23 protein-coding genes, 2 tRNA genes and 1 rRNA gene are annotated in these 25935 nt (G+C 34.2%); 18 read left to right on the top strand and 8 right to left on the bottom strand.

All coding sequences use genetic code 11. The features are described from left to right. Position 1: 1 nt before the first annotated feature. A tRNA-Met gene (locus ABIN73_07405) sits at positions 2-73 on the bottom strand. Between the two features lie 45 nt (positions 74-118). Beyond that, positions 119-865 carry a hypothetical protein gene (locus ABIN73_07400; protein ID MEO0269547.1) on the bottom strand — a complete coding sequence of 249 codons (747 nt, stop codon included), beginning with the start codon at positions 863-865 and terminating at the stop codon, positions 119-121. Between the two features lie 71 nt (positions 866-936). Between ABIN73_07400 and ABIN73_07395 the strand changes: the two genes are divergently transcribed. Genes ABIN73_07395 through ABIN73_07365 form a run of 7 tightly spaced genes read left to right on the top strand, consistent with a single transcriptional unit; the run spans position 937 to position 4994 of the window. Beyond that, positions 937-1491, top strand: coding sequence for an SPOR domain-containing protein (locus ABIN73_07395; protein MEO0269546.1), 555 nt, complete (start codon positions 937-939; stop codon positions 1489-1491). 5 nt (positions 1492-1496) lie between these two features. Beyond that, positions 1497-2084, top strand: a complete 588-nt coding sequence (gene rdgB / locus ABIN73_07390) for an RdgB/HAM1 family non-canonical purine NTP pyrophosphatase (GenBank protein ID MEO0269545.1) — start codon at positions 1497-1499, stop codon at positions 2082-2084. Then, positions 2081-2608, top strand: a complete 528-nt coding sequence (locus tag ABIN73_07385; GenBank protein ID MEO0269544.1) for an HAD-IIIA family hydrolase — start codon at positions 2081-2083, stop codon at positions 2606-2608. The genes rdgB and ABIN73_07385 overlap by 4 nt, the downstream gene beginning before the upstream one ends. Continuing rightward, positions 2593-3210, top strand: a complete 618-nt coding sequence (locus tag ABIN73_07380; GenBank protein MEO0269543.1) for a DUF4159 domain-containing protein — start codon at positions 2593-2595, stop codon at positions 3208-3210. Before ABIN73_07385 ends, ABIN73_07380 begins: the two co-directional genes overlap by 16 nt. 1 nt (position 3211) lies before the next feature. After that, complete coding sequence (gene tatC / locus ABIN73_07375) at positions 3212-3898, top strand: twin-arginine translocase subunit TatC (GenBank protein MEO0269542.1); 687 nt, start codon at positions 3212-3214, stop codon at positions 3896-3898. Then, the gene (locus ABIN73_07370; protein ID MEO0269541.1) at positions 3895-4626 is read left to right on the top strand and encodes a tRNA pseudouridine synthase A; all 732 of its coding nucleotides are present in this window, start codon (positions 3895-3897) and stop codon (positions 4624-4626) included. The genes tatC and ABIN73_07370 overlap by 4 nt, the downstream gene beginning before the upstream one ends. Continuing rightward, the gene (locus tag ABIN73_07365) at positions 4623-4994 is read left to right on the top strand and encodes a DUF5683 domain-containing protein (protein ID MEO0269540.1); all 372 of its coding nucleotides are present in this window, start codon (positions 4623-4625) and stop codon (positions 4992-4994) included. The genes ABIN73_07370 and ABIN73_07365 overlap by 4 nt, the downstream gene beginning before the upstream one ends. Before the next feature lie 5 nt (positions 4995-4999). On the opposite strand, the gene ABIN73_07360 is transcribed toward ABIN73_07365, so the two are convergent. The 6 genes from ABIN73_07360 to ABIN73_07335 are packed head-to-tail and all read right to left on the bottom strand — an operon-like array spanning position 5000 to position 9397. Next, positions 5000-5632, bottom strand: a complete 633-nt coding sequence (locus ABIN73_07360) for a PD-(D/E)XK nuclease family protein (GenBank protein ID MEO0269539.1) — start codon at positions 5630-5632, stop codon at positions 5000-5002. Positions 5633-5646: 14 nt separating this feature from the next. Further along, on the bottom strand, positions 5647-6258 hold the full coding sequence (locus ABIN73_07355; GenBank protein MEO0269538.1) for a class I SAM-dependent methyltransferase: 612 nt from the start codon (positions 6256-6258) through the stop codon (positions 5647-5649). Positions 6259-6299: 41 nt separating this feature from the next. Next, positions 6300-6443, bottom strand: coding sequence for a hypothetical protein (locus tag ABIN73_07350; GenBank protein ID MEO0269537.1), 144 nt, complete (start codon positions 6441-6443; stop codon positions 6300-6302). A gap of 9 nt (positions 6444-6452) precedes the next feature. Beyond that, on the bottom strand, positions 6453-7607 hold the full coding sequence (locus ABIN73_07345) for a hypothetical protein (GenBank protein MEO0269536.1): 1155 nt from the start codon (positions 7605-7607) through the stop codon (positions 6453-6455). Then, positions 7608-8528, bottom strand: a complete 921-nt coding sequence (locus ABIN73_07340) for a hypothetical protein (GenBank protein MEO0269535.1) — start codon at positions 8526-8528, stop codon at positions 7608-7610. Then, positions 8525-9397, bottom strand: a complete 873-nt coding sequence (locus tag ABIN73_07335; GenBank protein MEO0269534.1) for a methylenetetrahydrofolate reductase — start codon at positions 9395-9397, stop codon at positions 8525-8527. The genes ABIN73_07340 and ABIN73_07335 overlap by 4 nt, the downstream gene beginning before the upstream one ends. Before the next feature lie 82 nt (positions 9398-9479). On the opposite strand from ABIN73_07335, the gene ABIN73_07330 reads away from it, so the two are divergent. The 11 genes from ABIN73_07330 to ABIN73_07280 form a co-directional block, all read left to right on the top strand. Beyond that, positions 9480-10325: a hypothetical protein gene (locus tag ABIN73_07330; protein MEO0269533.1), complete on the top strand. Its 846-nt coding sequence runs from the start codon at positions 9480-9482 to the stop codon at positions 10323-10325. A gap of 47 nt (positions 10326-10372) precedes the next feature. Continuing rightward, positions 10373-12007, top strand: a complete 1635-nt coding sequence (mutL, locus tag ABIN73_07325; GenBank protein ID MEO0269532.1) for a DNA mismatch repair endonuclease MutL — start codon at positions 10373-10375, stop codon at positions 12005-12007. Beyond that, a complete protein-coding gene (gene miaA, locus ABIN73_07320; protein MEO0269531.1) occupies positions 11997-12935 on the top strand; it encodes a tRNA (adenosine(37)-N6)-dimethylallyltransferase MiaA in 939 nt (312 codons plus the stop codon). The genes mutL and miaA overlap by 11 nt, the downstream gene beginning before the upstream one ends. Then, positions 12920-14002 (top strand): hypothetical protein, encoded by a 1083-nt coding sequence (locus ABIN73_07315; GenBank protein MEO0269530.1) that lies wholly within the window; start codon positions 12920-12922, stop codon positions 14000-14002. The genes miaA and ABIN73_07315 overlap by 16 nt, the downstream gene beginning before the upstream one ends. Positions 14003-14058: 56 nt before the next feature. Then, a complete protein-coding gene (sufB, locus tag ABIN73_07310; protein ID MEO0269529.1) occupies positions 14059-15462 on the top strand; it encodes a Fe-S cluster assembly protein SufB in 1404 nt (467 codons plus the stop codon). 12 nt (positions 15463-15474) lie between these two features. Next, entirely contained in the window at positions 15475-16239 is a 765-nt protein-coding gene (gene sufC, locus ABIN73_07305) for a Fe-S cluster assembly ATPase SufC (protein MEO0269528.1), read from the top strand. Between the two features lie 30 nt (positions 16240-16269). Continuing rightward, positions 16270-17385 carry a SufD family Fe-S cluster assembly protein gene (locus tag ABIN73_07300; protein MEO0269527.1) on the top strand — a complete coding sequence of 372 codons (1116 nt, stop codon included), beginning with the start codon at positions 16270-16272 and terminating at the stop codon, positions 17383-17385. 19 nt (positions 17386-17404) lie between these two features. Further along, positions 17405-17479, top strand: a tRNA-Asp gene (locus ABIN73_07295). A 70-nt stretch (positions 17480-17549) separates the two neighbouring features. Next, positions 17550-20039: a DNA polymerase I gene (locus ABIN73_07290; protein MEO0269526.1), complete on the top strand. Its 2490-nt coding sequence runs from the start codon at positions 17550-17552 to the stop codon at positions 20037-20039. Positions 20040-20134: 95 nt separating this feature from the next. Beyond that, a 23S ribosomal RNA gene (locus tag ABIN73_07285) occupies positions 20135-23175 on the top strand. Between the two features lie 45 nt (positions 23176-23220). Beyond that, on the top strand, positions 23221-25935 hold a 2715-nt coding region (locus tag ABIN73_07280; GenBank protein ID MEO0269525.1), incomplete at its 3' end, for a right-handed parallel beta-helix repeat-containing protein.

Genomic DNA, 25935 nt, shown 5'->3' with positions numbered 1-25935 from the left:
GTGGCGGCGGGCGGATTCGAACCGCCGACACAGGGCTTATGAAACCCCTGCTCTGCCACTGAGCTACGCCGCCTTAAATTTTTATTATAAAGAATATAAACCTTTCCCTTCAAACTTTTTATTTCACACCTAAACTTACACCTATTCCTCCCCCTTTTCTTAACATATTGGCTCTTAAATAAAGGGATAAAAAAATGTGTTCAAAATTAATTTGATAAACAAAATAGGGGTCAAATTCAAGATTGTAAGTAGGAATTAGAAATCCTATATGAAAATCATTCTTTGAAAATTTAATTGATATTCCTGTTTTTACTGCTCCCATTGTAGCACTCAGAGGCAATATCCCATCAGAAACTAAACTCAAATAAACAGAAATATTTTCTCCTCCCTTTCTAACCCATATAGAAGGAAGTGCAACAGGACCCTCCTTTTTATCAGGAATAAGCACTCCTTTTTCATTTTTTAAATCTTCATCCCTGAACCAGCCGAAAGTTCCACCTATTCCATAACATACTGATCTCCATGCCTTTGAAGTTTGAGCCATTGAAATATTTAAATGAAAACCTCTTACTCTGTTCCATATTACCTTATCTTCAGGATATCCATTTACACTTATTATTTCGTCTCTATATTCATGAAAACCAAGAGTTACTTTGTAATCAAAGGGTGAACCCTCAAAACTGTAACTTAATAATAAATCCTTAGCATTGAATCTGTAAGGATAGGAAATTCCTCCAATTACATAATCCTCAAAGTCTCCTCCTGAAGTTAGAAAATAAACAGTAAAACTTTTCCCCTTTGTATAAATTGTTTGAGATGAATTTAATGTTATAACTATCAAAAAATAAATTAAATATTTTTGCATTTTTATTATTTTAAATTTATAATAATAAGATGGTTCAAATCCTTAAAGCAAAGGAGGAATTATTTAAAAATATGAAGAAGTTAATTTATTTCTTGCTCTTTATTAGTCTATATTATTTCTGTGCACCTCAAGCTGCTCAGCCAGCAAAACCTGCAGAGACAGAAAGTGAGATTGTAATTATTGGAGAAGAGGAAGAAAAGAAACCTGCTCCAGAAGAAAAGAAAGGAGAAGAAACAGTGGTTATCACAGAAGAAGAAACACCTGCTCCATCCCCTGCACCTGAAACTGTTGAAGAAGGTGAGGTTGTGATTGCTCCTACACCAAAAAAGGAAACTCCTCTGCCTCAGCCTTCACCTTCAAAAGTTTTTGGTTACAGGGTTCAGATTCTTGCTGTTGATGCTTCAAAACCAGGAAATAAAGAAAAAGCTGAAAAATTCGCAAAAGAGGCAGAGGCAAGACTTAAAGGAGAATATAAGGTTTATGTTGAATATATTCCACCTTATTATAAAGTAAGAGTGGGTGATTTTATCTCAAGAGAAGAGGCTGAAAGAATGAAAATGAGGTTAAGAAGTCTTGGTTATTATGATGCCTGGATCGCAGAAACAGAGGTGGCGCCCAAGAGATAAATTTTTTGAAAATACTCCTTTCTACTTCAAATCAGGGTAAAAGAAGAGAATATTTAGAATTTTTAAAAGAATTAAATATAGAAATATTAACATTAAGGGATTTTGGGATAGAAAAGGGATTTAAGGAAAAGGGGAGAAGTTTTGATGAAAACGCCTTTATTAAAGCAAAATACGGAAATTTAATCTCAGGAATGCCAGCAATTGGTGAAGATTCAGGCCTCATTGTTTATTATCTTGATAACCTTCCAGGAATTTATTCAAAAAGATTTTCAGACTCAGGTACAGATGAAGAAAATAGAAAATTACTTTTAAAAATACTTGAAGGTGTTCCTTTTGAAAAAAGAAAAGCTAAATTTATATGTGTAATTTATTTTTTTCTTGATAAGGAAAAATTTTTCAAATTCAGAGGAGAAGTGGAAGGTTTTATTACCTATGAAGAAAGGGGTGCTTCGGGTTTTGGTTATGACCCTTTATTTCTTTATCCACCCCTTGGTAGAACTTTTGCTGAATTAAGTTTAGAAAAAAAGAATGAAATTTCTCACAGGGGAAAAGCTCTTAAAGAGTTAAAAGAATTTCTTTTAAAAATTTTGTGAAAAGAAACTTGCTTTTTCTTGATAGAGACGGGGTTTTAATAGAAGATAGGGACTATGGAACTCTTGGTGATCCCTTTAAGTTAAAATTAAATGATTATGTTATAGAAGGTCTTCATAAATTAAAAAAATTAAATTTTCACTTTTTTGTTTTTTCAAATCAGTCTGGAATAAATAAAGGTTACTATAAAGTAATAGATGTTAAAAGAAATAATGAAAGACTTGATCAGTTTTTATATTTAAAAAGGGTTAAAATTTTAAAATATTACTTCTGCCCCCATTTACCTATAGAAATGTGTTCTTGCAGGAAACCGGGTTTATATTTTTATAGATTATGGAAAAAGGAATTTCCTTTTGAGTATGAAAAAAAATTTATGATAGGTGATAAGGATAGTGATATTGAATTTGGATATAAACTGGGAATGATAACAATTTATATAAAAACAAGGTATCCATTGACTTTGAAACCGAGCTTTATAGCAAAAAATTTTAAGGATGCAGTAGAATATATATGTTCCTTTTTCTAATTTTATTTTCAATACTTGAACTCCAGATCGTAAGGCTTAAATATGAAGGGGGAGGAGACTGGTATAATGACCCAGAAATTATTCCTAATCTTTCAAAGGAAATTGAAAAAAGAACTGGAATAAATATGATAGAGCAAGAAGTAGTTCTTGATGTTGGTGATAGAAGAATAAGGAATTATCCTCTCCTTTTTATGACAGGTCATGGAAAAGTAGAACTTTCAGAAACTGATGCTAAAAATTTAAGGGAATACCTTGAATCAGGTGGATTTCTTTATATTGATGATGATTATGGAATGGATAAATATATAAGAGGAGAAATTAAAAAAATTTTCCCTGAAAAAGAACTTAAAGAGGTTCCCTTTGACCATCCTATTTATAACATTTTTTATAAATTTGAAAAAGGTCTTCCAAAAATTCACGAGCATTATGAAGGTCCACCAAAGGGTTATGGAATTTTTATAGGTGATAGATTATGTCTCTTTTATACTTATAACTCAAACATATCAGACGGATGGACAGATGTTTATGGAGATCCACCTGAAATAAGGGAAGAGGCAATCAAAATGGGTATTAACATTTTTCTTTATGCAATAACTTACTGATATGGATGAATCTCTCATTGAGCATCTTGAAGAATTAAGAATAAGAATCATAAGAGTTATAATTTATTTATTTATCTTTACCTTAATATCCTTTACTTTCTCTTTGAAAATTATAGATTTTATAAAAAAACCAATCGGAGAAATTTACTTTTTTTCTCCACAGGAAGCCTTTATTGTAAGATTGAAGGTTTCTCTTTTATCGGGAATATTCTTTACTATACCATTTTTGATTTATGAATTATGGGCATTTATTAAACCAGGTCTTTATGAAAATGAAATTAAAAACATTAAACCCTTTATAATTTTATCTCCCTTCCTTTTCTATGCGGGTTTCTTCTTTTCAATATTTGTTATTTATCCTCTTGGTATCAAAGTTCTTCTTTCCTTTGCAGGAAATGTAATGTTACCACTTATGCATATTTCAGATATTGTGAATTTCCTTTTATATGTTACAATTTTCACAGGTCTACTTTTTGAATTACCAATCCTAATTTTAATCCTTGTTAAACTTAATGTTCTCGATTATAAATTATTAAAATCGAAAAGAAGGGAAGTTATTGTTTTAATTTTTATTCTTGCAGCTCTTGTTACACCTTCAACTGATTTTATAACAATGAGTATTTTAGCAATACCTATTGTTTTACTTTTTGAACTTTCTATATTTTTTGCAAAAAAATTAAAAAAATGAGGTTTAAAATTAAATTGGAGTATGATGGAACAAATTTTTACGGTTGGCAAGTTCAAAAAGGTTTTAGAACAGTTCAGGGTGTTCTTGATGATGTGACAAAAAAACTTATCTGTGCAAAAGGTTTAATTCAGGGGGCTTCAAGAACAGATAGGGGAGTTCATGCTTTGGGTCAAGTAGCTCACTTTGATGCACCTAAAAAAATATTTTATGAAAGATTTGAGGGTGACAGGGAAAAATTAAGAAAAGCTATGAATGCAATTTTACCAAGAGATGTCTATGTAAAAGAAATTGAAATTGTGAGTAATAAATTTCATGCAAGAAGATCCGCAAAAGCAAAACTCTATAGATACACAATTCTCCTTGAAAGGTCCCCTCTTGAAAGGCTATATGCCTGGGAAATTAATTTTAAATTGAATTATAATTTATTCTATAAAATGACTAAACTAACAGAGATGGAAAGGGATTTTTCTCCCTTTTCTCCCTTACCTGAGGGAAACGGTTTTTTGAAAATTGAAAAGTGTTATGCAGAAAGAAAAGGTAAAAAAATTTTTTTATATTTTTATGCAAAGAGATTTTTAAATAAACTTGTTAGAAGTCTTGTTGGTCAGATGGTATATTTTGCTTCAAGGAATGATCTTGATGGTTATAAGAGAGTCCTTGAAAATGTTCCTGACACTTTAATTATAGCACCCCCACAAGGGTTATTTTTAATGGAGGTTTTTTATTGATAAAATTTTTATTTTTATTTTTAATCTTAACAGAGAATAAAAATCCAGTAAAAGCAGCATGGATGAGCGCTTTTTTACCTGGTCTCGGTCAGATTTATACAGGAAATTATATAAAGGGTTTGGTTTTCTTCGGAGGTGAAGTTTTCCTTATAAGAGAATTAATAAAAGACTACCCTTACGTTGAGAAAAACCAGGATGCTCTATATAGGTTTTCCTATAATTTCATTCTTTCCTTTTCCCTATGGGCTTTTAACATATTAGATGCATATGTTTCAGCACACCTTTATAAATTTGAAAGGGATACAAGTTTGATGGGAATTAATATAAAGGAAGAAAAATTCATTTTTTTAATAGAGAAAAAATTTTAAATTTTTTATAGATTCTTAACATCTTCAACATATTTGCAGAAGTGGCAACTTTTGGAAGGTCCGGGCAATTTCTCTTCTTTTAAGATTTTATCAATTTCAATTATAAATTTCTTTAACCTTTTTAAATTTACTGAATATTCATAAAGTTTTGTATCCCATCTTATCCTCTTTTCATTCCTTGAATAATAGGGGACAAAATAAAAAACGAAAGCCTTTTCATCAGTTTCAAAATTGTTTAATCTAATAAGCAAAGAATAACTATCAAGTTGAATTTGGACAGGAATTGGAAGTTTATCAGGAAATTTTGAAGAAGTTTTGTAATCAAGAGGTAAAATTTTTTTTTCTTCATTTTCAATGATCTCATCAGGTATTCCCCTTAAGATTAAATCCGTATTTTCTATTTTTTTATCTTCAAGTTTTATTTTTTTGAGTTTTCCCTTTAATCCAAATCTCTTAAAATAATAAGGGAGATCTTTTTCTTTAAATTCTTCAGCAATTTCTTTAAAAATTTTATCAAGAAGGGAAGGAATCCTCGGGAAAAATTCAACTGGTCTTTTTATTCCTTTTTTTACCTCCAAATAAAAGCACCTTGGACAACTAACATAAAGGTATATCCTTGATGGTGATATAAGGTGCATTTAAAAATAATAATTTAAAACTTCTTAAAAATCCAAATCCTATTTTTATTAAAAAAATCTTTTCTTTCATCTATTAAATATTTTTTAAAACCTGAAAGAATATCCTTGTCCCAGAATTCTGAAATTTCACTTATAAAAATGCCTCCCCTTTTTAAAACTTCAAAGGCTTCTTTTAACCATTTTAAAAAAACTTCATATCCCTTTTTCCCGCCTAATAGAGATTTTTTTGATTCACCTTTAAATGGTCCATATTTTTTATATTCCTCTTCTGAAAGATAAGGTGGGTTTGAAATTATTAAATCAATTTTTTCTTTCTTGAAAATTTTAAAACTTTTTGTTCTTATTACTTTTATTTTTGCCTTTTTCTTTCTACTATTTATTTTGGCACATCTACAAGCTTTTTTTAAAAAATCAACTGCTAAAACGCAGGAAAAAGGGAATATTCTTTTTGCCCATATTGCCAAAATTCCTGTTCCTGTTCCAAAATCAATAATGATTTCAGGTTTTAATTTTTTTTCTTTAAGCTCCTTTAAATAATTGACTAAAAGAGATGTTTCTTCTCTTGGAATTAAAACCTTTTTTTCTATATAAAATTCTTCATCTAAAAATAAGCATTTTTTGAAAATATACTCAGGTCTTTCGCCTTTTTTAATTAATTCAATGATTTTTAAAGCTTTTCTGATTTTTTTTTATCTATTTCCTTTAATGTAATTAATTTTTCAAATTTTTCTTCAAAAATATTTTCAATGACAAACCTCGGGTTTATTTCCTCTATTTTTTTTAAAATATTATAAATTTTAAAAATGTCCATCTTTTTAAGTTAAATTCTTGCTTCTTTTTCAGCAAGGTATTTTCCTTCCACCATATTCCTGAGTTTTTTAAAGGCTATATCCCACGATCTTGTTCTCAATCCGCAATCAGGTGCCACATATATTCTATCAGGGTCCTTTATAATATCAAGAGCATATAAAATTCTATCCCTTATGAGTTCAGGTGGTTCAACAAAATCAGTATGAACATCAATTGTTCCGAGTCCAACTATAAATTTTGTATTTTTAAATTCTTTAAGTATTTCATAACCCTTTCTTTTTTCAGGATTAATACCTATTTCCCTTGTATCTCTGTTTGCATATTCAAAATGAACTTCATTAAGTATTCCTTCAAGTTCTAAAATTTTTGGAAATAAAAGAGAGTAATCTGAAAAACATATGTGGGTTCCAAAAAATACTTTTCCTTTTAAATCACCTATGCTTTCCTTCATTGTTAATACAAAAAGATCTATCTCATCCCTTTTTGTAGTTGCTGCAGGTTCATCTATCTGTAAGTATTTTGCTCCTTTTTCGTAAAGGGATTTTAAAACAGGATAAATACAATTTTTTGCAATTGAGAGTAAAAAGTCCTTTCTTGCTTTTTTTCTTTTTTCTCTTATATCACCTTCACCTGGTTTTATATTTCTTAAAAAGTACTCATCATAAGACCAGTCCACTATTGTATATGCTCCTGTTACAGGTATTTTTACAGGTTTTTTTGCTAAATTTTTTATTCTTTCAAATTCTTCATCATGATAGGGAGATACTAAAGTAGGGATTGAGACACAGGAAGCTTTCCTGTAATATTTGTTATCAAAACTTCTAACATGACCTTTAAATTCAAATCCTCTTATGTGTTTTACGGGATACTCATACATTTCGACTCTATGTTGCTCTCCATCATAAACAAGGTCAAGCCCTGCCTTTTCAAGAAGTCTTATAGCATAAAGGGAAGAAAAGTGGAGTATTTTTTCTTTTTCCTCTTCTGTAAAGTTTTCTCTCTTTGAAAGAATATCGATTAACTCTTTCCTTTCATCAATTTCAAGAAAATGTCCCCATTTTTCTGCTTCTTCTATATCAGAATCTGTAAGTTTTATTTTTCTGAAGGCTTTAACTCTGAAAGAGGGTTTAGCAAGGGAACCAATCTCATGAGTTAAAATTTTCATTTAATTTTCTCCTTTAATTAAATTTTTTATTTTTTTATCCATAATCTCTCTTGGAAGAAATTCAGGGGACCAGTTTGTGGTTACATAAATATTTTCTTCTTTTACATAATTGATTGATTTTTCAATAAATTCTTCAATAAATTCTTCTTTTTCTATTAGTGTAGAATCTGTATTTATTATTCCTGCAAGAAGTAATTTATTTTCCGGAAAGTTTTTCAAAATAAAATCTCTTGAGTTATTATAAAAATCAAATCCGTATCCGTCAAAATCCAAGGAAAAAATAAAATCCAAATCATTACTTACATCAAAGAAAAAACTATGTAAAGCAAATTTTAAATTTTTAAATTTTTTTAATTCTTTTAAAAACCATAAAGAAATTTCTTTTTCTTCTTCATTTATATTTTTAAAGCCAAAGGTGGGTTCATAAAAAATTAAAAGTTTATTTCCCCATTCATTTAATTCTTTTATTACCTTTAAAAGTAATTCTCCTATTTCTTTTAATTTGATATTTTCAGAAAATTCTTGGAAAAAAAATAAAAAGGGAAAGGTAAATGTAAGATTTTCTTTTTTATTAAAAAGGCCATCACATAAAAGGTAGTGTTCAAAAAATTTTTTATTTTCTTTTATTTCAAATTTTTTAAAGATGAGTTTTCTCATAAAGAAATTTGTTTCATAAAATCTTTTGAGCCCATCAATTTCAACCTCATAAACAAGTTCAGAAAATGGTCTTAATAAGTCCTGAAAATAAAATTGACCTGTAAATATGTAATCCCAGTTCTTTTGAAGTTTAATTAAATTTAAAATATCTTCTTTAAAAAATTTTTTTAATTCTTCTTCCTTAATTCTTCCTCTTTCAAAGTCTCTTGTAGCTTCAACGAGTTTTTCACTTCTTGGGTAATTTCCATGTAATATTATTTTCATATTCTCTCTTTAATTTTTTTTATTATATTTTCGGAAAGTTCAAGATTTGAGTACATAACATGTTCCACATTAAAACCCAAGTTTAACCTCTCTTTTTTAGAAAAATCAAATATCTCATCAAGCATTCTCTCAATAACTTCAAAAGTCCTTGATTCAACTTTTCTTTCATTTTCAGTTATGTAAAAATTTATTGCAGTAGGAAATTCTACTCCCAGCCATTTCATAAATTCTATATCCTTTATTTTTTTTGCTGGGGCAAAGGAAATGTATATATCAGGGAATTTTATATTTTCAAGTTTAGTGAGTCTCCATAAATGTATTAAAACCTGTTTCATATTGCTTGTTTCAAAGATAATTTGAGATACAAAAAATTCTATACCTGCTTTCATTTTTTCAAGAATTCGGTAAGGTTCCCTGTTTCTTGTAAATATTGTTATTCCTCCAAGTTTTATATCAGGATAATTCTTTTTAATGAATTTAGCGGCTTCTATAACCGAATATCCAGGGTATTTTATTTTACTTGATTCTCCACCAACTAAAACAATGTATCTTATTCCTTTTTCATATACCTTTTTAACCCATTCTTCAAATTCCTTTTTGCTTATCCTGACACAAATTTTATTTATAATTGGTTCAAAATTAAAATTGTTTTTGAGATATTCTGAAAATTCTAAATTATCAATTTTTTCTTTATAGGGAACACTTCTTTCTTTTTCTCTTGTTTTTTCATCTACCACTTCAGGAATATTTAAAAACTTTATTCTGTTTTCTTTCATTATTTTTTTAATTCTTTCAGAAAAATTTAGAATTTTTTCTTCATTCCAATCAAAGGGAGGCGGGATAACCTCAAAAATTATTTTTTCTTTCATCCTTATTATTATAATACTTGACAAGTAAAAAAAATTATTTTATAATAAAAAAGGTTCAAATCCTTATTTTAAAAAAAGTAAAATGAAAAAGTTAACTTTATTTTTGGTCTGGGCTTTAATATACGGGGAGTTTCAGAATTCCTTTTCTCAGATTGATATTCCAACAGCTATTTTGCCTTCTACACCCTCTTATTCTGAGTTTTCTCTTTATGCGCATTTCGGATTAAGAAAGGAGATTAAGTCAGGTTATGAAATCAAGGATTATGATCCATCAAAGCCTTTTGATTTTGATATGTATGGAACGATGTCTTTAGGAAATTTCTTTTTTACTTTAAAAGTTTATACCTTAAGTGATTATGCTCTTGATTTAATTTACAGGATAATGCCTGAGATAGGGGTTACACCAGCTGTGGCAGTGGGTATTTATGATATTACATACAGAAAATATATAAGTTCAACTGGCTCAAATCCACCTGAAGGTGGATATAATGATGATAATTCCTATTACTGGGAGGATTGGAAGGAAGGAGATTACAGGAGAAATTTAGAAAACTTTTCTTTGTTTCTTGTTTTTTCAAAACATTTTACCTATAAAATAGTTGGTACAGTTGGTCTTGGTAGGGGGAGATTTGTTGGTTATGGTTCTCGTTCAAAGTATTTTAATTTTGATATTTTAACCGGTGGTAAGACAAAGCATGATATTACTTTTGGTGTTTTTTGGGGTGCATATTATATTATTAGTAAAAATTTCCACATATTAGTTGATTTTGATGGAAGGGATTTTAATGTTGGAGGAAGGTATGTAAGTCCTTTTCTTTCTGTAAATTTTGCTTTAACAAAACTTGAGCACTTTTTAGGTGGTTCTCCGAGATTTTCTCCAAGATTTGGGTTTGGTATAACCATAAATCCGAGAATTTTTAGAAGGTAAAAGATTTAAAGTGTTTTAAAATTTAAAAAAATAAAATCTTAAAAATTATGAAAATAAGGAGATTAGAAAAAGAATTAATTTATAAAATAAGAGCAGGTGAAGTAATAGAGGATCCATCCTCAGTTGTGAAAGAATTGATTGAAAATTCCCTTGATGCAGGTGCTAAAAAAATTGAGATTTTTGTTGAGGATGGGGGAAAAAGGTTGATAGAGGTAAAGGATGATGGAGAGGGAATGGATGAAGAGGATCTTTCTCTCTGTTTTTTACCTTTTACATCAAGTAAGATAGAAAAGCCAGAGGATTTAAAAAGAATAACAACTTATGGATTTAGAGGGGAGGCACTTTTTGCCATTTCAAAAGTTTCAAGGGTTATTATTAAAAGTTCCATTAATTCAAATTTTGAGGGGAATGAAATTTTTATAGATGGTGGAGAGAAGAAATATTTAAAACCCTGTGCTCATCCAAAGGGTACAACTGTCACGGTGAGGGAACTTTTTTATTCTGTTCCTGCAAGAAGAAAATTTTTAAAAACTGGGAGTCAGGAATTAAAAAAAATTATAGAGGTTGTAATGAAGTATGCTCTTTCAAATCCTGAAGTGGAATTTCTTTTAAAAGATGAAAGGGAAATAATATTTAATTTACCCTCTGTTAATAGTTTTAAAGAAAGAATCTCTTCAATTTTTGGTGAGGATTTTTTGAAGGAGTTGGTTGAGATTGAAGAAAGTAAAAAGAATTTTTCCTTTACTTTGTTTTTATCAAAACCAGAATTTTTAAAGGAATCTCCTCAAAGATTTTTTTTTGTTAACAGAAGACCTTTTTATGACAATTCTTTTATAAGAGCTTTTTCTAATATTTATACAGATAGGTTTAAATCACCTGATGTATTTCTTTTTCTTTTTATAAACCCTGAGGAAGTTGATTTTAATATTCATCCTCAGAAGTTACAGGTTAAGTTTTCACCCAAACTTGGTTTTCCTTTCAGGATTGTAAATATAGTAAGGGGCACTGTTAAGGAAAAAAGTACAGGTGATAAAAAAATAGAACTTCTTATAAAATTAGGTGGGGATAAATTTAAGGAAGATGTTAAACAGCTTGAATTTGGTGAAATGCAAAAAAGAGAAGATAAGAAAGAGCCTTTAATTTATGAGGATATATGGCAATTTGAAAACACTTATATAGTTGTAAAGTTTGAAAAAGGTTTACTAATAATAGATCAGCATACAGCCCATGAGAAAATTATTTATGAAAGGATATTAAGTTCAAGAAAATTTAAAACAAATTATATAGCCTTTCCAATTCTTTTGAAGCTTTCCCCTACTGAGTTTTCTACTTATAAGGAAATAAAGCCTATTTTAGAAAATATTGGTTTTGAAATAAGAGAAATTAGAGCTACGGAGATTCAGATTGAGGGTTTGCCCGATTTTATAAAAAAGTTTTCAAAGGAAAATTTTATAGAAATAATTAATTCAATAAAAAAGGAAAAAAAGCTTGACCCCTTGAATGTTTATAAAGAGATTAGCTGTAAGAGTGCAATAAAAAAGGGTGATGTTTTAAGAAAGGAAGAAATGACAAATATTTTAATAGAACTTTTTTCTCTTGATGATCCCTTTTTCTGTCCACATGGTAGACCTGTCATGATCCAAATTACTAAGGATGAACTTGATAGAAAATTTGGAAGATAAAATAAAGGTTTTTGCATTAATAGGACATACTGGTTCAGGAAAAAATAAATTGGCTTTTGAATTAGCAAAAGAACTTGGAGTAAAAATAATTCTTTGTGATTCAAAAAAAGTTTATAAATTAATGGATATAGGAACAGCAAAACCCATAGAGGATATGAGAAAGGAGGTGGAATACTTTATGATTGATATAAAGTATCCTGACGAATATTACAGTGCAGGGGATTATGCAAGGGATGCAGAAAAAATAATTGTTGAGCTTCATGAAAGAGGGGAAAGATTTTTTGTTGTGGGAGGTTCTACACTTTATTTAAAGGCTCTTTTTGAAAATTTTATTTCCTTACCACCTGTTCCTTCTGAATTGAGGGAAAAGTTAAAAAAGGAAGAAACATTAAAGCTTTATGAATTGTTAAAAAAAATTGATCCGGAAAGGGCTTTAAAAATACATCCAAATGATAGGGTGAGAATTGAAAGGGCAATAGAGATTTATGAACTTACAGGGGAAAAGCCATCGGAGTTATATAAAAGAAAAGGTGATAAGAAAATAGTTCCATATTATTTTGCCATATACTGGGAAAGGGAAAAAAGGAGGGAGCGGATTAATAAGAGGTTTGATGAAATGATGGAAAAGGGTTTTTTGGAAGAGGTTGAGAATTTATTAAATAGAGGGTATGATTTAAGGTATAAATCACTTGACGCACATGGATATAAGGAACTTATATTATATAAAATGGGAGAGATAAAGGATATTAAAGAGGCGGTGAATCTTGCAAAGAAGAGGACCTATGAATATACAAAGAGACAGTTGAATTTTTTTAAAAATTATCTTAATATTAAACCTTTTTTTTATAAAATGGAAGATGAAAAAATGGATGATGTTAAAGAGAAAATTAAAAAAATTTTAAAGGAGGAAATATGGAAGGACTCATAAAAGAGGCAAAAAAGGCTTACAAAAAGGGTCTTTTGAGGGAGACAAAAGATATACTGGAGAAAATTATTGAACTTACAAAAGGTGAATATATTGAGATTTATCCTGATTATATAAGTGTTCTTCTTGATTTGAAGGACTATAGTAAAGCAGAAAAAATTCTTAAAGAGTGTGAAAAAATAATAGAGAGGGATGGTAGTGTTTCAATTTTGAATTCTATTAAAAGGCTTAAGGCAAGGTTATACAGGGAAAAGGGTCAGTTTGAAAAGGCAAAGAAAATATTGAATGAAATATTAAACCAGAAAGGTTTAACAGATGAGGAAAAGGGGAAGATCAATTTTTCTCTTGGTAGAATATTGTTTATAGAAGGTGATTATGATAGGGCTGAGAGACATTTTACAGAAAGTGAGATCAGTTTCAGGGGGACGAGTTTAATTGAAGAGGAAGGATGGGCAACATTATGGAGAGCAAAGATTGCAAGGATAAGGGGTGAATGGACAAGAGCAAATGATATGCTTAAAATTTTATTTAGAGAATACACAGAAAGGTCAAAACTTCTTTATGCTTATGTTTTATTTGAAAAGGCACTTCTTTTGTTTGAAGAAGGAAAGAAAGATGAAACAATAGAACTTGAAAAAATTCTTGAGGAAACCCTTTTAAATTTAAGAGCCCCCAGACTTTCCATAGAAGTAAGATTAAAACTTTCAAATCCACTTTCAGTGGATGCGGAGGAATTTAAAAAAGTGGAAAGAAGGTCAAGGAGAATTTTAAATTACTTACCTTTTGAGGAGAAAACTTTAAGAGGTCTTGCTCTTTCATGGCTTGCTTACATAAAGGGATTTTACGGGGATAAAAATGAAGCAGAAAAACTTTATGATTTAGCCGAAAAAGAACTTGAAAATTCAAGTTATGAGGAAAAGGGTTTATATCTTCTTTTAAAGATTCTTACTCTGATAGAATTCAAAAATTTTAAAAAGGCGGAAAAATATATAGAAGTTATTAATGATAAAAAATATCCTTTTTACTTTCGTTCCTTAGCAGTTTTAGCAAAGAATTTTGAAAAGGTTTAAATCTTGAATAATTTTAAATTTAACTGTATATTTTACTTATACAAGGAGGAAACAAAATGGAAAATTTAAAAGATGTTTTAACTATAGATTTAAAAAAGTATGATTTTAGAGATGAAGTTAATTATCTTTATACTGCACCCAAGGGATTAACCAGGAAAGTTGTTGAGGAGATAAGTTCTATTAAAGGTGAGCCTGATTGGATGAGAGAATTCAGGTTAAGATCCCTTGAAATTTTTTTAAAAAAGCCAATGCCCTTATGGGGTGCAGATATAAAAGATATTAACTTTGATGAAATATCTTACTATGTGAGGCCCACTGATAAAAAGGGGACTTCCTGGGAGGATGTTCCTGAATACATAAAGAATACCTTTGAAAAACTTGGAATTCCTGAGGCAGAGAGAAAGTTTCTTGCAGGAGTTGGAGCACAGTATGATTCTGAAGTTGTTTATCATAACATAAGAAAAGATCTTGAAAAAAGAGGTGTTATTTTTCTTGATACAGATACTGCACTAAAGAAGTATCCTGAATTTTTTAAAGAGTATTTTGGTAAAGTTGTTCCTCCAACTGATAATAAGTTTGCTGCTTTAAATTCAGCAGTGTGGAGTGGTGGAAGTTTTATTTATGTTCCACCTGGTGTTCATGTTGAATTTCCTTTGCAGGCATATTTTAGGATTAATGCTGCGAGTATGGGCCAATTTGAAAGGACTCTCATTATTGCTGATGAAGGTTCCTTTGTTCATTATATTGAAGGCTGTACTGCACCTATGTATTCTTCCTATTCATTACATGCTGCAGTTGTTGAAATTATAGCAAAAAAGGGTTCAAGAGTTAGGTATACAACCATTCAAAACTGGGCTAACAATATTTACAATCTTGTTACGAAAAGAGCAGTTGCCTATCAGGATGCAGTTGTAGAATGGGTTGATGGTAATATGGGTTCAAGGGTTACAATGAAGTATCCCTGTGTTATAATGAAGGAAAAAGGAGCAAGGGCTGAAATAATTTCAGTAGCATATGCAGGGAAAGGTCAGCACCAGGATACAGGAGCAAAGGCAATTCATCTTGCACCTTATACTTCAAGCAGGATTATTTCAAAAAGTGTAAGCAAGGATGGTGGAAGGACAACCTATAGGGGGCTTGTAAGAATTATAAAAGGAGCAAAAGGAGTAAGGTCAAATGTAAATTGTGATGCTCTGATTCTTGATGAAAAATCAAGGTCTGATACTTATCCTTATATGGAGATTAAGGAGGAAGAGGTTGATTTAGGTCATGAGGCAAGTATTGGTAGAATATCTGAGGAAGAGATTTTTTATTTAACTTCAAGGGGTATTCCTGAGTCAGAAGCCCTTGCCCTAATTGTTCTTGGATTTATTGAACCCCTTACAAAAGAGTTACCCATGGAGTATGCAGTTGAATTAAATAGATTGATTCAACTTGAAATGGAAGGTTCAATTGGTTAAAAGGAGGCAGAAATGGAAGGTATTTTAATAAAAGATCTTCATGTATCTGTTGAAGATAAAGAAATTTTAAAAGGTTTAAATCTTTTTCTTGAAAAGGGAAAAATTCATGCGATAATGGGACCAAATGGTTCTGGTAAGACAACCCTTGGTTTTGTTCTTATGGGTCATCCAAAATATAAGGTTACAAAAGGAGAAATAATTTTTAAGGGTAAAAATATTTTAGAACTTAAAGCTGATGAAAGGGCTTCGCTTGGCCTTTTTCTTGGATTTCAGTATCCTTATGAAATAAAGGGAATAACTTTTCAGCATTTCGTATGGAGAAGTATTCTTGCTCTTAAAGAGAAAAAGAAAAATGGGGAGTCTTACCCAAGGAATTTTCTGGAATATAAAAAGGAATTAAAAAAGAAACTGGAACTTCTTGGTTTTGATGATAATTTTGCTGAAAGGGATTTGAATGTTGGTTTTTCAGGAGGTGAAAAAAAGAGGGCTGAGGTTTTACAGATGCTTCTTTTAAAACCTGAATTTGCAATACTTGATGAGGTAGATTCAGGTCTTGATATTGATTCAATTCGTATTGTAGCAAAGGCTATTGAGTTAATGAGGTCTCCTGATTTTGGTGCTTTGCTTATTACACATTATCAGAGGATTTTAAATTATGTAAAACCTGATAGGGTTTATGTAATGGTAAATGGGAAAATTGTAAAAGAAGGTGGATTTGAGCTTGTTCAGGAGGTTGAGAAAACTGGATACAAAGTTTTTGAGAATTCTAATATTTAAAATTTAAAATTCTAAAATAAGGTAAATTCTATGTTAACAGAAATAAAAATTAAAAACCAAGAATATTTAAAGAAAAGGGAAGAGGTCTTCAGTAGTTTAAAGGATCTTCCTCTTCCAAGTGAGAGGTATACAGATTTAAGGAATATCCCTTTTGAAGATTATTTAAAGGTAAAAGAAGATATTCTTATAAGAGACGAATTATCAGATTTAGATGGTATTCTTCTATTTCCCGATTTTCTTGATAATAAAATTGCTTATGATCTATTTTTAAAAGTTTTTGAAGTTAAAAAGGATAGACTTATTGCCACTCATTTTATTTTTCCCACAGGAGGTTTTTTTCTTGAATTAAATAATAGTGAAAAAAATTTCGATTTAAGTTCAGTTTCTCCTTTAGATTCTACTTACAGTTTTCAGACTTATATTTTTAAACTTAATTCCTCATATTTAGAACTCAAAATTAATCAGGAAAATGAAGGAAACTTTTTTTCACATAATCTTTTTATTTTTCTTCTTGATGATGCTTCAAAGATAAAATTATATAATTTTCATAATTCTAATATTTCCTACCTTTTCAATTCTTTATTCTTGTTTCTGGGAAGGGATTCTGAGGCAGAAATATTCTCTGCCTATTTCAGAAATCCTTATTCAAAGGTTGATAAGTATATTTTTATTGAAGGTGAAGGTGCGAAAGCCCTTGTTAAGGATGTTTTTGTAGGGGAAAAGAAAAATTTTTTAAGTTTAAGGAATGACCTTATATTTAAGAAAAGTTATACAAGTGGTGAAGAATATTCAAGAGGTATTTTATTTGACGAATCCACTGTTTGTTTTTATGGTCTTGCAAGGGTTGAGGAAAATTTAAAGAAAATAAATGCTTTTGTTGAGGGTGATGCCCTTTTGCTTTCGAGTAGTGCAAGTTTTCTTCCAGTTCCTTCTCTTGAAATACTTTCAAATGATTTAAGGTGCACTCATTCAGTAAATTCGGGTCCTCTTTCAGAGGAGAAACTTTTTTATATGATTTCCAGGGGATTAAGTAGGGAAGAAGCTGTAAGGATGTATGTTGAATCTTATTTACTTTCCAATTTAGATGGTGCAGAAGAAAGTTTTAAAGAAAGGGTAATTAAAGTATTGAAAAATGTTTATTTTTAAATATATAATTATTATCAACGGGGACGTAGTTCAGCTTGGCTAGAACGCCGGCCTGTCGAGCCGGAGGCCGCGGGTTCAAGTCCCGTCGTCCCCGTTGAATTTTTTCTATTAAATTTCCTTTAAAAGTGATAAATTCAATAATTTTTTAATATAATTTATCCAGAATGTCCTTGCTTTTACTTGTTGATGCAACATCTCTTGCTTACAGAGCCTTTTTTGCTTTTGAGAAAAATCCATTAAGAAATTCAAAGGGGGAGAATACTTCTGCTATTTTTGCCTTTACAAATTCTTTTTTAAGGCTTCTTGAAGAATATAAACCTACACATGCTGCTCTTGTTTTTGATGCAAAGGGAAAAACAAAAAGGCACGAAATTTATTCAGCATATAAAGCAACAAGACCAAAAGCACCGGATGAACTTACCTTCAGTTTAATATGGATAAAGGAGATTGGAAAAGCATTAAAAATAAAAATTTTTGAAATTGAAGGATATGAGGCAGATGATGTTATAGCTACTATTGCTAAAAAAGCAGAAAAAGAAGGTTTTAAAGTATTAATTCAGACCTCGGATAAGGATATTTTGCAGATAGTAAATGAAAACATTTGGGTTCTTGATACAAGACCAAAAGAAGAGATTCTTTATAACCCTCAGAGGGTTAAGGAGAAATATGGACTTCCCCCGGAAAAACTTTCAGATTATTTTACCTTAATAGGGGATTCAATAGATAATATTCCTGGTATTCCAGGAATAGGTGAAAAAAGGGCAAAAGAGATTCTTGAAAAATATTCTCTTGAAGAAATTTTAGAAGAACCTTCAAAAATATCAGATAAAAATGTTGTAGAAATTATAAAAAATAATAGGGATATAATAGAGGTAAATAAAAAACTTATAAAGCTTGAACTTGATGTGCCTATATACTTAGATATGGAAGAGCTTAGAATAAAGGAACCAGATTTAGAAAAATTGTTTGAAATTTTCCGAATGTTTGAGTTCAGAACTCTGATGAAAAAATTTTCTACATATTTACCTGATATAAAATTAAAGGAAGATTATGAAAAAGTTAATAAGTTCCCAATTGCAGTGCATTTGAGAGATGGTGATATAGTGGGATTTTATGAAGAGGCTTTTAAAATAAAAGATGAAGATTTTAAGGATATTGTAATTAATGAAAATAAAGAAATTTTTGTTCCTGATGCAAAAAAGTTTTATAAGAGAACTTTAAAAAAAGGAATTGATGTAAGGGCAAAGGTTTATGATCCAATAATAATCTATCAGCTTTTATATCCTGAAAAACCTGAGCCAGACGAAGAAACTATTACTCTTGAATTTCTCGGTAAAAGATTATCAGATTTATCTTCAAAGCGGGAAGTTGAAATTCTTTATGTAATAAAAAAAGTAATTCCAAAGTTAATGGAAGAGATTTTCAGGGAGGAACTTGATGGGGTTTATTTTAAAATTGAAAATCCTTTAACAAGAGTGCTTGCAGAGATGGAACTTTCTGGTGTTTTAATTGACAGAAAAATATTTACAGATCTTGAGTTTGATATTCTTAAAAAATTAAAGCTTATTCAGGAGGAAATATTCAGTATCTGTGGAACAAGATTCAATTTAAATTCGCCTCTTAAGCTTAGAAAAATTCTGTTTGAAAAACTTAAATTAAAGCCAAAAAAGAGAACAAAAACAGGGTATTCAACAGACCAAACTGTTTTACAAGAACTCGCAAAGGAACATATTGTTCCAAGAAAAATACTTGAATATCGAGAATTATTTAAGATTTTATCAACTTATATAACACCTTTGAAATCACTTATAGACCCTGAGACAGGTAGAATATACGCCTTTTTTAAACAGATAGGAACACAGACAGGTAGAATAACCTGCATAAATCCAAATCTTCAGACAATACCTATAAAATCAGAGATAGGAAGAAATATAAGGAGGGCATTTATTGCTCCTCAAGGTTTTAAAATTGTTGTAGCTGATTATTCCCAGATAGAACTCAGGATTCTTGCTCATCTTTCCGGTGATGAAAATATGATAGAGGCGTTTATAAAAGGAAGAGATATTCATGCTGAAACTGCCAAGAATATCTTGGGTAAGGTTTCAATTACAGAAGAAGACAGAAGAAAGGCAAAAACTATTAATTTTGGTATTTTTTATGGTTTATCTCCTTACGGTTTGTCAAAGGAACTATCTATTTCTTATGAGGAAGCAGAAGAAATTATAAGGGATTACTTTAGAGCCTATCCTAAAGTTAAGGAATGGATTGATTATACTATAAAAGAAGCAACAGAAAAAGGGGAGGTTAGGACAATATTTGGAAGAAAGAGGAAGATTTTTGAATTATTTCATTCAAAGAGGGAAGTAAGGGAGCAGGGTGAAAGAATGGCAGTAAATACTCCTGTTCAGGGTTCAGCTGCAGATATCATAAAACTTGCCATGATAAACATATATAAAGAAGTAATTAAAAATTCAAAAGATATAAAACTTGTTTTACAGCTACATGATGAGCTAATTTTTGAGGTTAAGGAGGAAAAAGTAGATGATTTTTTGATTGTGTTGAAAAATTGTATGGAAAAAGTTTATAATTTAAGAGTGCCACTTGAGGTAAAGGTGGGGGTAGGTAGAAACTGGTTTGATGCGAAGAGGGATTGATGCTTGACAAATAGAATAAAAAATTGTATAATTATAATACCCCATTTTTGGGGATGATATTTTACACGGTATTTGAAAATTAGGTTGGGAAGGGTTTTGAAGGTAGTAAGGGCGTCTGGTGGATGCCTCGGTGTCGGGCGGCGATGAAGGGCGTGGCAAGCTGCGAAAAGCCCGGGGGAGGCGCAAGCAGCCTTTGATCCCGGGATGCCCGAATGGGGAAACCTGATCCCGGTAAACCGGGATCATCCCCTGATTTTTCAGGGGAGGCGAACCCGGGGAAGTGAAACATCTCAGTACCCGGAGGAAAAGAAATCAAAATGAGATTCCCTTAGTAGCGGCGAGCGAACGGGGAGGAGCCTAAACCAATCCGGCTGTAAAAGCCCGTGGGTGTTGGTCGGATTGGGGTTGTGGGACATAGCCGGACCCAGCCACGGATGGGTCGGAGAGTTACAAATCTCTTCCTTAGCCGAATCCTCTGGAAAGGGGAGCCATAGAGGGTGACAGCCCCGTAGGCGAAAGGGGAGGGACTCTCTGGGCTATGTTCCCGAGTACCACGGGGCACGTGGAACCCTGTGGGAATCTGGGGGGACCACCCTCCAAGGCTAAATACGTCCCGGCAACCGATAGTGGACTAAGTACCGTGAGGGAAAGGTGAAAAGAACCCCGGTGAGGGGAGTGAAATAGAACCTGAAACCAGGCGCCTACAATCAGTCGGAGGGTTGGAAGGGGGTGCCTTTAGTCCTGGCTCTGCCAGGATTTGGGTCCCTTCCGGTCTGACGGCGTGCCTTTTGCCTAATGAGCCCGGGAGTTGCACTCACTGGCGAGGTTAACCCCGGTAAAACGGGGGAAGCCGGAGGGAAACCGAGTCCGAAAAGGGCGTTAAGTCAGTGGGTGCAGACGCGAAGCCGGGTGATCTACCCATGGGCAGGGTGAAGCTCTCTTAACAGAGAGTGGAGGCCCGAACCGGTGGACGTTGAAAAGTCCTCGGATGACCTGTGGGTAGGAGTGAAAAGCTAACCGAACCCGGTGATAGCTCGTTCTCCCCGAAATATATCCAGGTATAGCCTCGGGAATGAGTCTGGCAGGGGTAGAGCACTGGATGGGGTAGGGGGAAACCCCGAACCCAACCAAACTCCGAATACTGCCAGATGCTTCCCGGGAGTCAGCGGGTGGGGGATAAGCTCCATTCGCGAGAGGGGAACAACCCAGACCGCCGGCTAAGGTCCCTAAGAGCAGGCTAAGTGTGAAAGGAGGTGGAGGCGCTAAGACAGCTGGGATGTTGGCTTAGAAGCAGCCATCATTTAAAGAGTGCGTAACAGCTCACCAGCCGAGCGCCTCTGCGCCTAAAATGTATCGGGGCTTAAGCCTGCCACCGAAGCCGCGGGTTCCGGGAGTTAAATCCCGGAGCGGTAGGGGAGCTTTCCCAGCGGGTTGAAGCTCTGGTGTAAACCAGGGTGGACTGCTGGGAAGTGAGAATCCGGGCATCAGTAGCGATAATCCCCGTGGAAATCGGGGACGCCGTAAGCCTAAGGTTTCCTGGGGAAGGTTCGTCCGCCCAGGGTTAGCCGGTCCCTAACCTGAGGCCGAAAGGCGTAGGGGATGGGAAAGGGGTTAATATTCCCCTGCCACCCTGGTGGAGCCTGGGGGGTGACGCAGGAGGGATAGCCCAGCCCAGTAACGGATTACTGGGTCTAAGCCTTTAGGGCTATGAAGGGTCGAGGGAAATCCCGGCCTGGAGCCTGAGGGGTGATGGGGACCGGGGGTAACCCCGGGAACTGGGTGTTCCCACACTGCCAAGAAATAGCCTCGCAGGCGATGAAGCCAGGGTGACCGTACCGCAAACCGACACAGGTAGGCGGGCATAAATGTGCTAAGGCGCGCGGGTGAGCCCTCGCTAAGGAACTCGGCAAGTTGACCCCGTAACTTCGGGAGAAGGGGGGCCTCGAGTACGTGAAAGCTCCTCGCGGGCAAGTAGCGGAAAGAGGTCGCAGGTAATCGGCCCTGGCGACTGTTTAACAAAAACACAGGGCTCCGCTAACTCGTAAGAGGAAGTATGGGGCCTGAAGCCTGCCCAGTGCCGGAAGGTTAAGGGGAAGGGTGAGCCCCTGGGTAAAACCAGGGAGGTAGCCCTGAACCGAAGCCCCGGTAAACGGCGGCCGTAACTATAACGGTCCTAAGGTAGCGAAATTCCTTGTCGGGTAAGTTCCGACCCGCACGAATGGCGCAACGACTGGGGCGCTGTCTCAGCGAGGGGCCCGGCGAAGTTGTAGTGGTGGTGAAGATGCCACCTACCCGCGGAGGGACAGAAAGACCCCGTGGACCCTTACTGCAGCCTGGCCCTGAGTTTTGACATGAAATGTGTAGGATAGGTGGGAGGCTGTGAAGCCTGCTCGTCAGGGCAGGTGGAGCCACCGGTGAAATACCACCCTTTTCATGTCGAAACTCTAACCTCACCTGCTGGATCGCAGGGAGGGACAAGGTCAGGTGGGCAGTCTGTCTGGGGCGGATGCCTCCTGAAAGGTAACGGAGGCGCCCAAAGCTCCCCTCAGGCCGGACGGTACCGGCTGTTGAGTGTAAGGGCAGAAGGGGGGCTGACTGTGAGGCCGACAGGCCGAGCAGGCGCGAAAGCGGGGCCTAGTGATCCGGCGGCCCTGTGTGGAAAGGCCGTCGCTCAGCGGATAAAGGGTACCCCGGGGATAACAGGCTGGTCGGGCCCGAGAGTTCATATCGACGGCCCGGTTCGGCACCTCGATGTCGGCTCAGCCCATCCTGGGGGTGAAAAAGCTCCCAAGGGTTGGTCTGTTCGCCCATTAAAGGGCTACGTGAGCTGGGTTCAGACCGTCGTAAGACAGGTCGGTCCCTATCCACCGCGGGCGGAGGGCACTTGAGGGGTGCTGCCCCTAGTACGAGAGGACCGGGGTGGGGAGGCCTCTGGTGTATCAGCTGTCCCGCCCGGGGCATAGCTGGGTAGCCATGCCTCTAAGCGATAACCGCTGAAGGCATCTAAGCGGGAAGCGCGCCCCAAGATGAGGTGCCCCTGAAGGTCCCCGGAAGACTACCGGGTTGATAGGCCGCAGGTGTAAGTCCCGTAAGGGATTGAGCCGAGCGGTCCTAATCGACCGTTCGCCTTCAAAACCCTTCCCTTTATTACTAAAAAATTGATAACCTAAGAGAATTTAAAATGAAAAAATTAAAGTCTTTAATTTTGTCCCTTTTTATAGGTTCATTTTTTAAACTCTATGGGGTTGTTGTACATGGTGCTCATTATGATAATGATGGCCACTCATATTGTGGGGGTGGATGGTCAGGAGAATATATTGTAGACACCAGCAATATATGGGTTCCCCCTGGTGAAACACTTACTATACACCCTGGTACTATTGTGAAATTTAATAAATATAATAATTATTACCCGCTCGAATTTACTGTTTACGGCAATCTTTATGCAAATGGAGCTATTTTCACTTCAAATTATTCTCCCCCGCAACCAGGAGACTGGTTGGGGATTAACATTGTTGAAGAACCGGGACACTCAATGAAGGTAAAACTTTATAACTGTGTTATAGAGTATGGAGGAAAACCACCTGACTGGTATGGTGCAGCAGCAGTTTCTATAAGGGGTTATGGTCATTGTAATGTATATATTTCAAATACAACAATAAAATATAGTCCCAGTTCAGGTATTTATACAGAAGCTTGCTCACTCTTTGTTTCTGATGTCAATATTACAAATAATTCAGGTCATGGAATATCTAACTCGGAACTCCATTATGGTATAATTTTGCCATCACGTTCAGCAACTACAGTAACATGGACAATAGCAAATAACAGGGGATACCCAATTTATAGCATAACTCCCCAAAATGTTTTAGATCTTTACCCTAAACTTAATCTTATTGCTTATGGCAATGATACAAATGCTATTTATGTAAATAGATACGGAAATAATCCAATAAGAAGAAATGGAACATGGGGGAATTATGGAGTCCCATATGTAGTTTATAGTCTTTCTGTGCCTCCTGGGGTGCTCTTAAGAATTGAGCCTGGTGTTAAATTTGAATTTATGCAAAATGGAAGTTTTACTGTTTATGGCAAGCTTATTGCAAATGGAACCTCTTCCCAAAAAATTATTTTCACTTCACATAGGTCTAATCCCCAGCCAGGAGACTGGAAAGAGATTTATTTTTATGGAGCAGACTCAATAAGCCGACTTAATAACTGCGTTGTAGAATATGGTGGGAGAGGCGCTTCGGGAACAATTAATTTAGCTAATTCAAATATTTCTATCTTGAATACCGAAATAAGAAAAAATATGAAGGCAGGTATTTATATTAGCCAGTCCTGTCCAACTATTCGGTCCTGCAAGATTACAGAAAATTTGAGCGACGGGATTTATATTTACTCTGTTCTTCCCGTTACCCGGCCAGTGTGGATATTAAATACAGAAATAAAAAATAATAAAAATGGTATTTATATTGAGCGTCCACCCTCAATTATTCGTTCTTGTAGAATTATGAATAATTCAAATCACGGAATCTATATCAATCTTGCTTTTGGTGGCAGAGTTGACCTTGGTACATGTGATGATCCGGGAAATAACACAATAAAAGAGAATGGTTCTTATAATGTTTACAATAATTCCCCATTTGAAATATCTGCTCTTTACAATGACTGGGGAGCAACTGACTCCTCTGTTATTGATGCCAAAATTTACGACAATGAAGAAAATTCAGCTAAGGGAAGAGTGAATTTTATTCCCTTTCTTGGTCAGCCATTTTATGGCTCAACTGCCTTTAATAATGCAAAACGTTTACTTCGTGGATACTTCACACCCTCTTTTTATCCCAGAATTGGACTTGGATATACAGGGATGGATAAAAAAGTGTATTTCACATCCTCATACGATGCTGAGAATTGGAGAAAACCTATTTCTCTTAGTTCAGGAAAATACCCAGCAATGATATTCCGGGCACCGAGGATAGTTGTAGTGTGGGTTGATAAAGACTCAATGTATGAATACTTGAAAATGTCATATAGTGAATACGAAGCCTGGCAACCACCTGTAATTCTTTTTTCAACACAAAACACAAATTATCGCACTTTCGGACCCCCTTCTATCTCATTTGATGGAACAAATTGGTGGATTACTTGGTCTGCATACAGAGATATTAATATTTTACCTTATCCTCGCTTAGAAGCAGTGAAGGTCTTATTAGTTGGGAAATTCTCCCGGTTAGATGGATCTGACTTTACATTTTGGGAAGTGGACAATCATAGAGTTTCCTTTTTGATACCATTACCACCTCATCAATCTCCGCCAGTTCCTGTTGATACAGTTATAATTGAGGGGGAAAGGATTGCTATTCCTGTTCCTATGTCCCCTTCAATTGCTGCTAATTGGGGTGAAAATGATGTTCAGTTATTGTGGGATAGACCTGTTCCGGGTGAAACACATTCAGAGATCTTCTGGTATGAATATAAAAATGGAGAGTGGCTTAAGAGAGGATTTATTTCAAAGGATGATACTCTTTCTGCTACTGCACCACAAATTGAAATATTCAATGACTATGTCCATGCAATCTGGCAGGAAAAAGACCAGGACGGAATCCATAAAATATGGTGGAGACAGAGATATAAAAATTCGGAAATATGGGAACCTTTTCGTCCTATCAACCTCCGTACTTCTCGTGCTTCTTTTGACCCTATTATCTTGAGGGGGGAGTGGGCTGTATGGGTGGAGGAACATTCACAAGGTGTAAGTGAGTTATGGGGCTCAAGAAGAATTAATGATGAATGGACAGATCCAGTCCAATTAACATTTACTGGTAAAATCTCACTTTATCCACAGATAACATTTAAACCCTCCTTTTATATTCCAAATCCTACTTTAAAGGAG

It is taken from the genome of candidate division WOR-3 bacterium (assembly GCA_039804025.1).
Lineage (GTDB): Bacteria > Hydrothermota > Hydrothermia > Hydrothermales > JAJRUZ01 > JBCNVI01.
The sequence above is the reverse complement of the archived record's forward strand: the minus strand, read 5'-3'. Positions and strand labels throughout refer to the sequence as shown.

Excerpts from the sequence above, each read along its gene's own strand:
- ABIN73_07400 (MEO0269547.1), bottom strand. The coding sequence starts at position 865 with ATGCAAAAATATTTAATTTATTTTTTGATAGTTATAACATTAAATTCA.
- ABIN73_07395 (MEO0269546.1), top strand. The coding sequence starts at position 937 with ATGAAGAAGTTAATTTATTTCTTGCTCTTTATTAGTCTATATTATTTC.
- ABIN73_07380 (MEO0269543.1), top strand. The coding sequence starts at position 2,593 with ATGTTCCTTTTTCTAATTTTATTTTCAATACTTGAACTCCAGATCGTA.
- tatC (MEO0269542.1), top strand. The coding sequence starts at position 3,212 with ATGGATGAATCTCTCATTGAGCATCTTGAAGAATTAAGAATAAGAATC.
- ABIN73_07370 (MEO0269541.1), top strand. The coding sequence starts at position 3,895 with ATGAGGTTTAAAATTAAATTGGAGTATGATGGAACAAATTTTTACGGT.
- ABIN73_07360 (MEO0269539.1), bottom strand. The coding sequence starts at position 5,632 with ATGCACCTTATATCACCATCAAGGATATACCTTTATGTTAGTTGTCCA.
- ABIN73_07350 (MEO0269537.1), bottom strand. The coding sequence starts at position 6,443 with ATGGACATTTTTAAAATTTATAATATTTTAAAAAAAATAGAGGAAATA.
- ABIN73_07345 (MEO0269536.1), bottom strand. The coding sequence starts at position 7,607 with ATGAAAATTTTAACTCATGAGATTGGTTCCCTTGCTAAACCCTCTTTC.
- ABIN73_07340 (MEO0269535.1), bottom strand. The coding sequence starts at position 8,528 with ATGAAAATAATATTACATGGAAATTACCCAAGAAGTGAAAAACTCGTT.
- ABIN73_07335 (MEO0269534.1), bottom strand. The coding sequence starts at position 9,397 with ATGAAAGAAAAAATAATTTTTGAGGTTATCCCGCCTCCCTTTGATTGG.
- ABIN73_07330 (MEO0269533.1), top strand. The coding sequence starts at position 9,480 with ATGAAAAAGTTAACTTTATTTTTGGTCTGGGCTTTAATATACGGGGAG.
- mutL (MEO0269532.1), top strand. The coding sequence starts at position 10,373 with ATGAAAATAAGGAGATTAGAAAAAGAATTAATTTATAAAATAAGAGCA.
- ABIN73_07315 (MEO0269530.1), top strand. The coding sequence starts at position 12,920 with ATGGAAGGACTCATAAAAGAGGCAAAAAAGGCTTACAAAAAGGGTCTT.
- sufB (MEO0269529.1), top strand. The coding sequence starts at position 14,059 with ATGGAAAATTTAAAAGATGTTTTAACTATAGATTTAAAAAAGTATGAT.
- sufC (MEO0269528.1), top strand. The coding sequence starts at position 15,475 with ATGGAAGGTATTTTAATAAAAGATCTTCATGTATCTGTTGAAGATAAA.
- ABIN73_07300 (MEO0269527.1), top strand. The coding sequence starts at position 16,270 with ATGTTAACAGAAATAAAAATTAAAAACCAAGAATATTTAAAGAAAAGG.
- ABIN73_07290 (MEO0269526.1), top strand. The coding sequence starts at position 17,550 with ATGTCCTTGCTTTTACTTGTTGATGCAACATCTCTTGCTTACAGAGCC.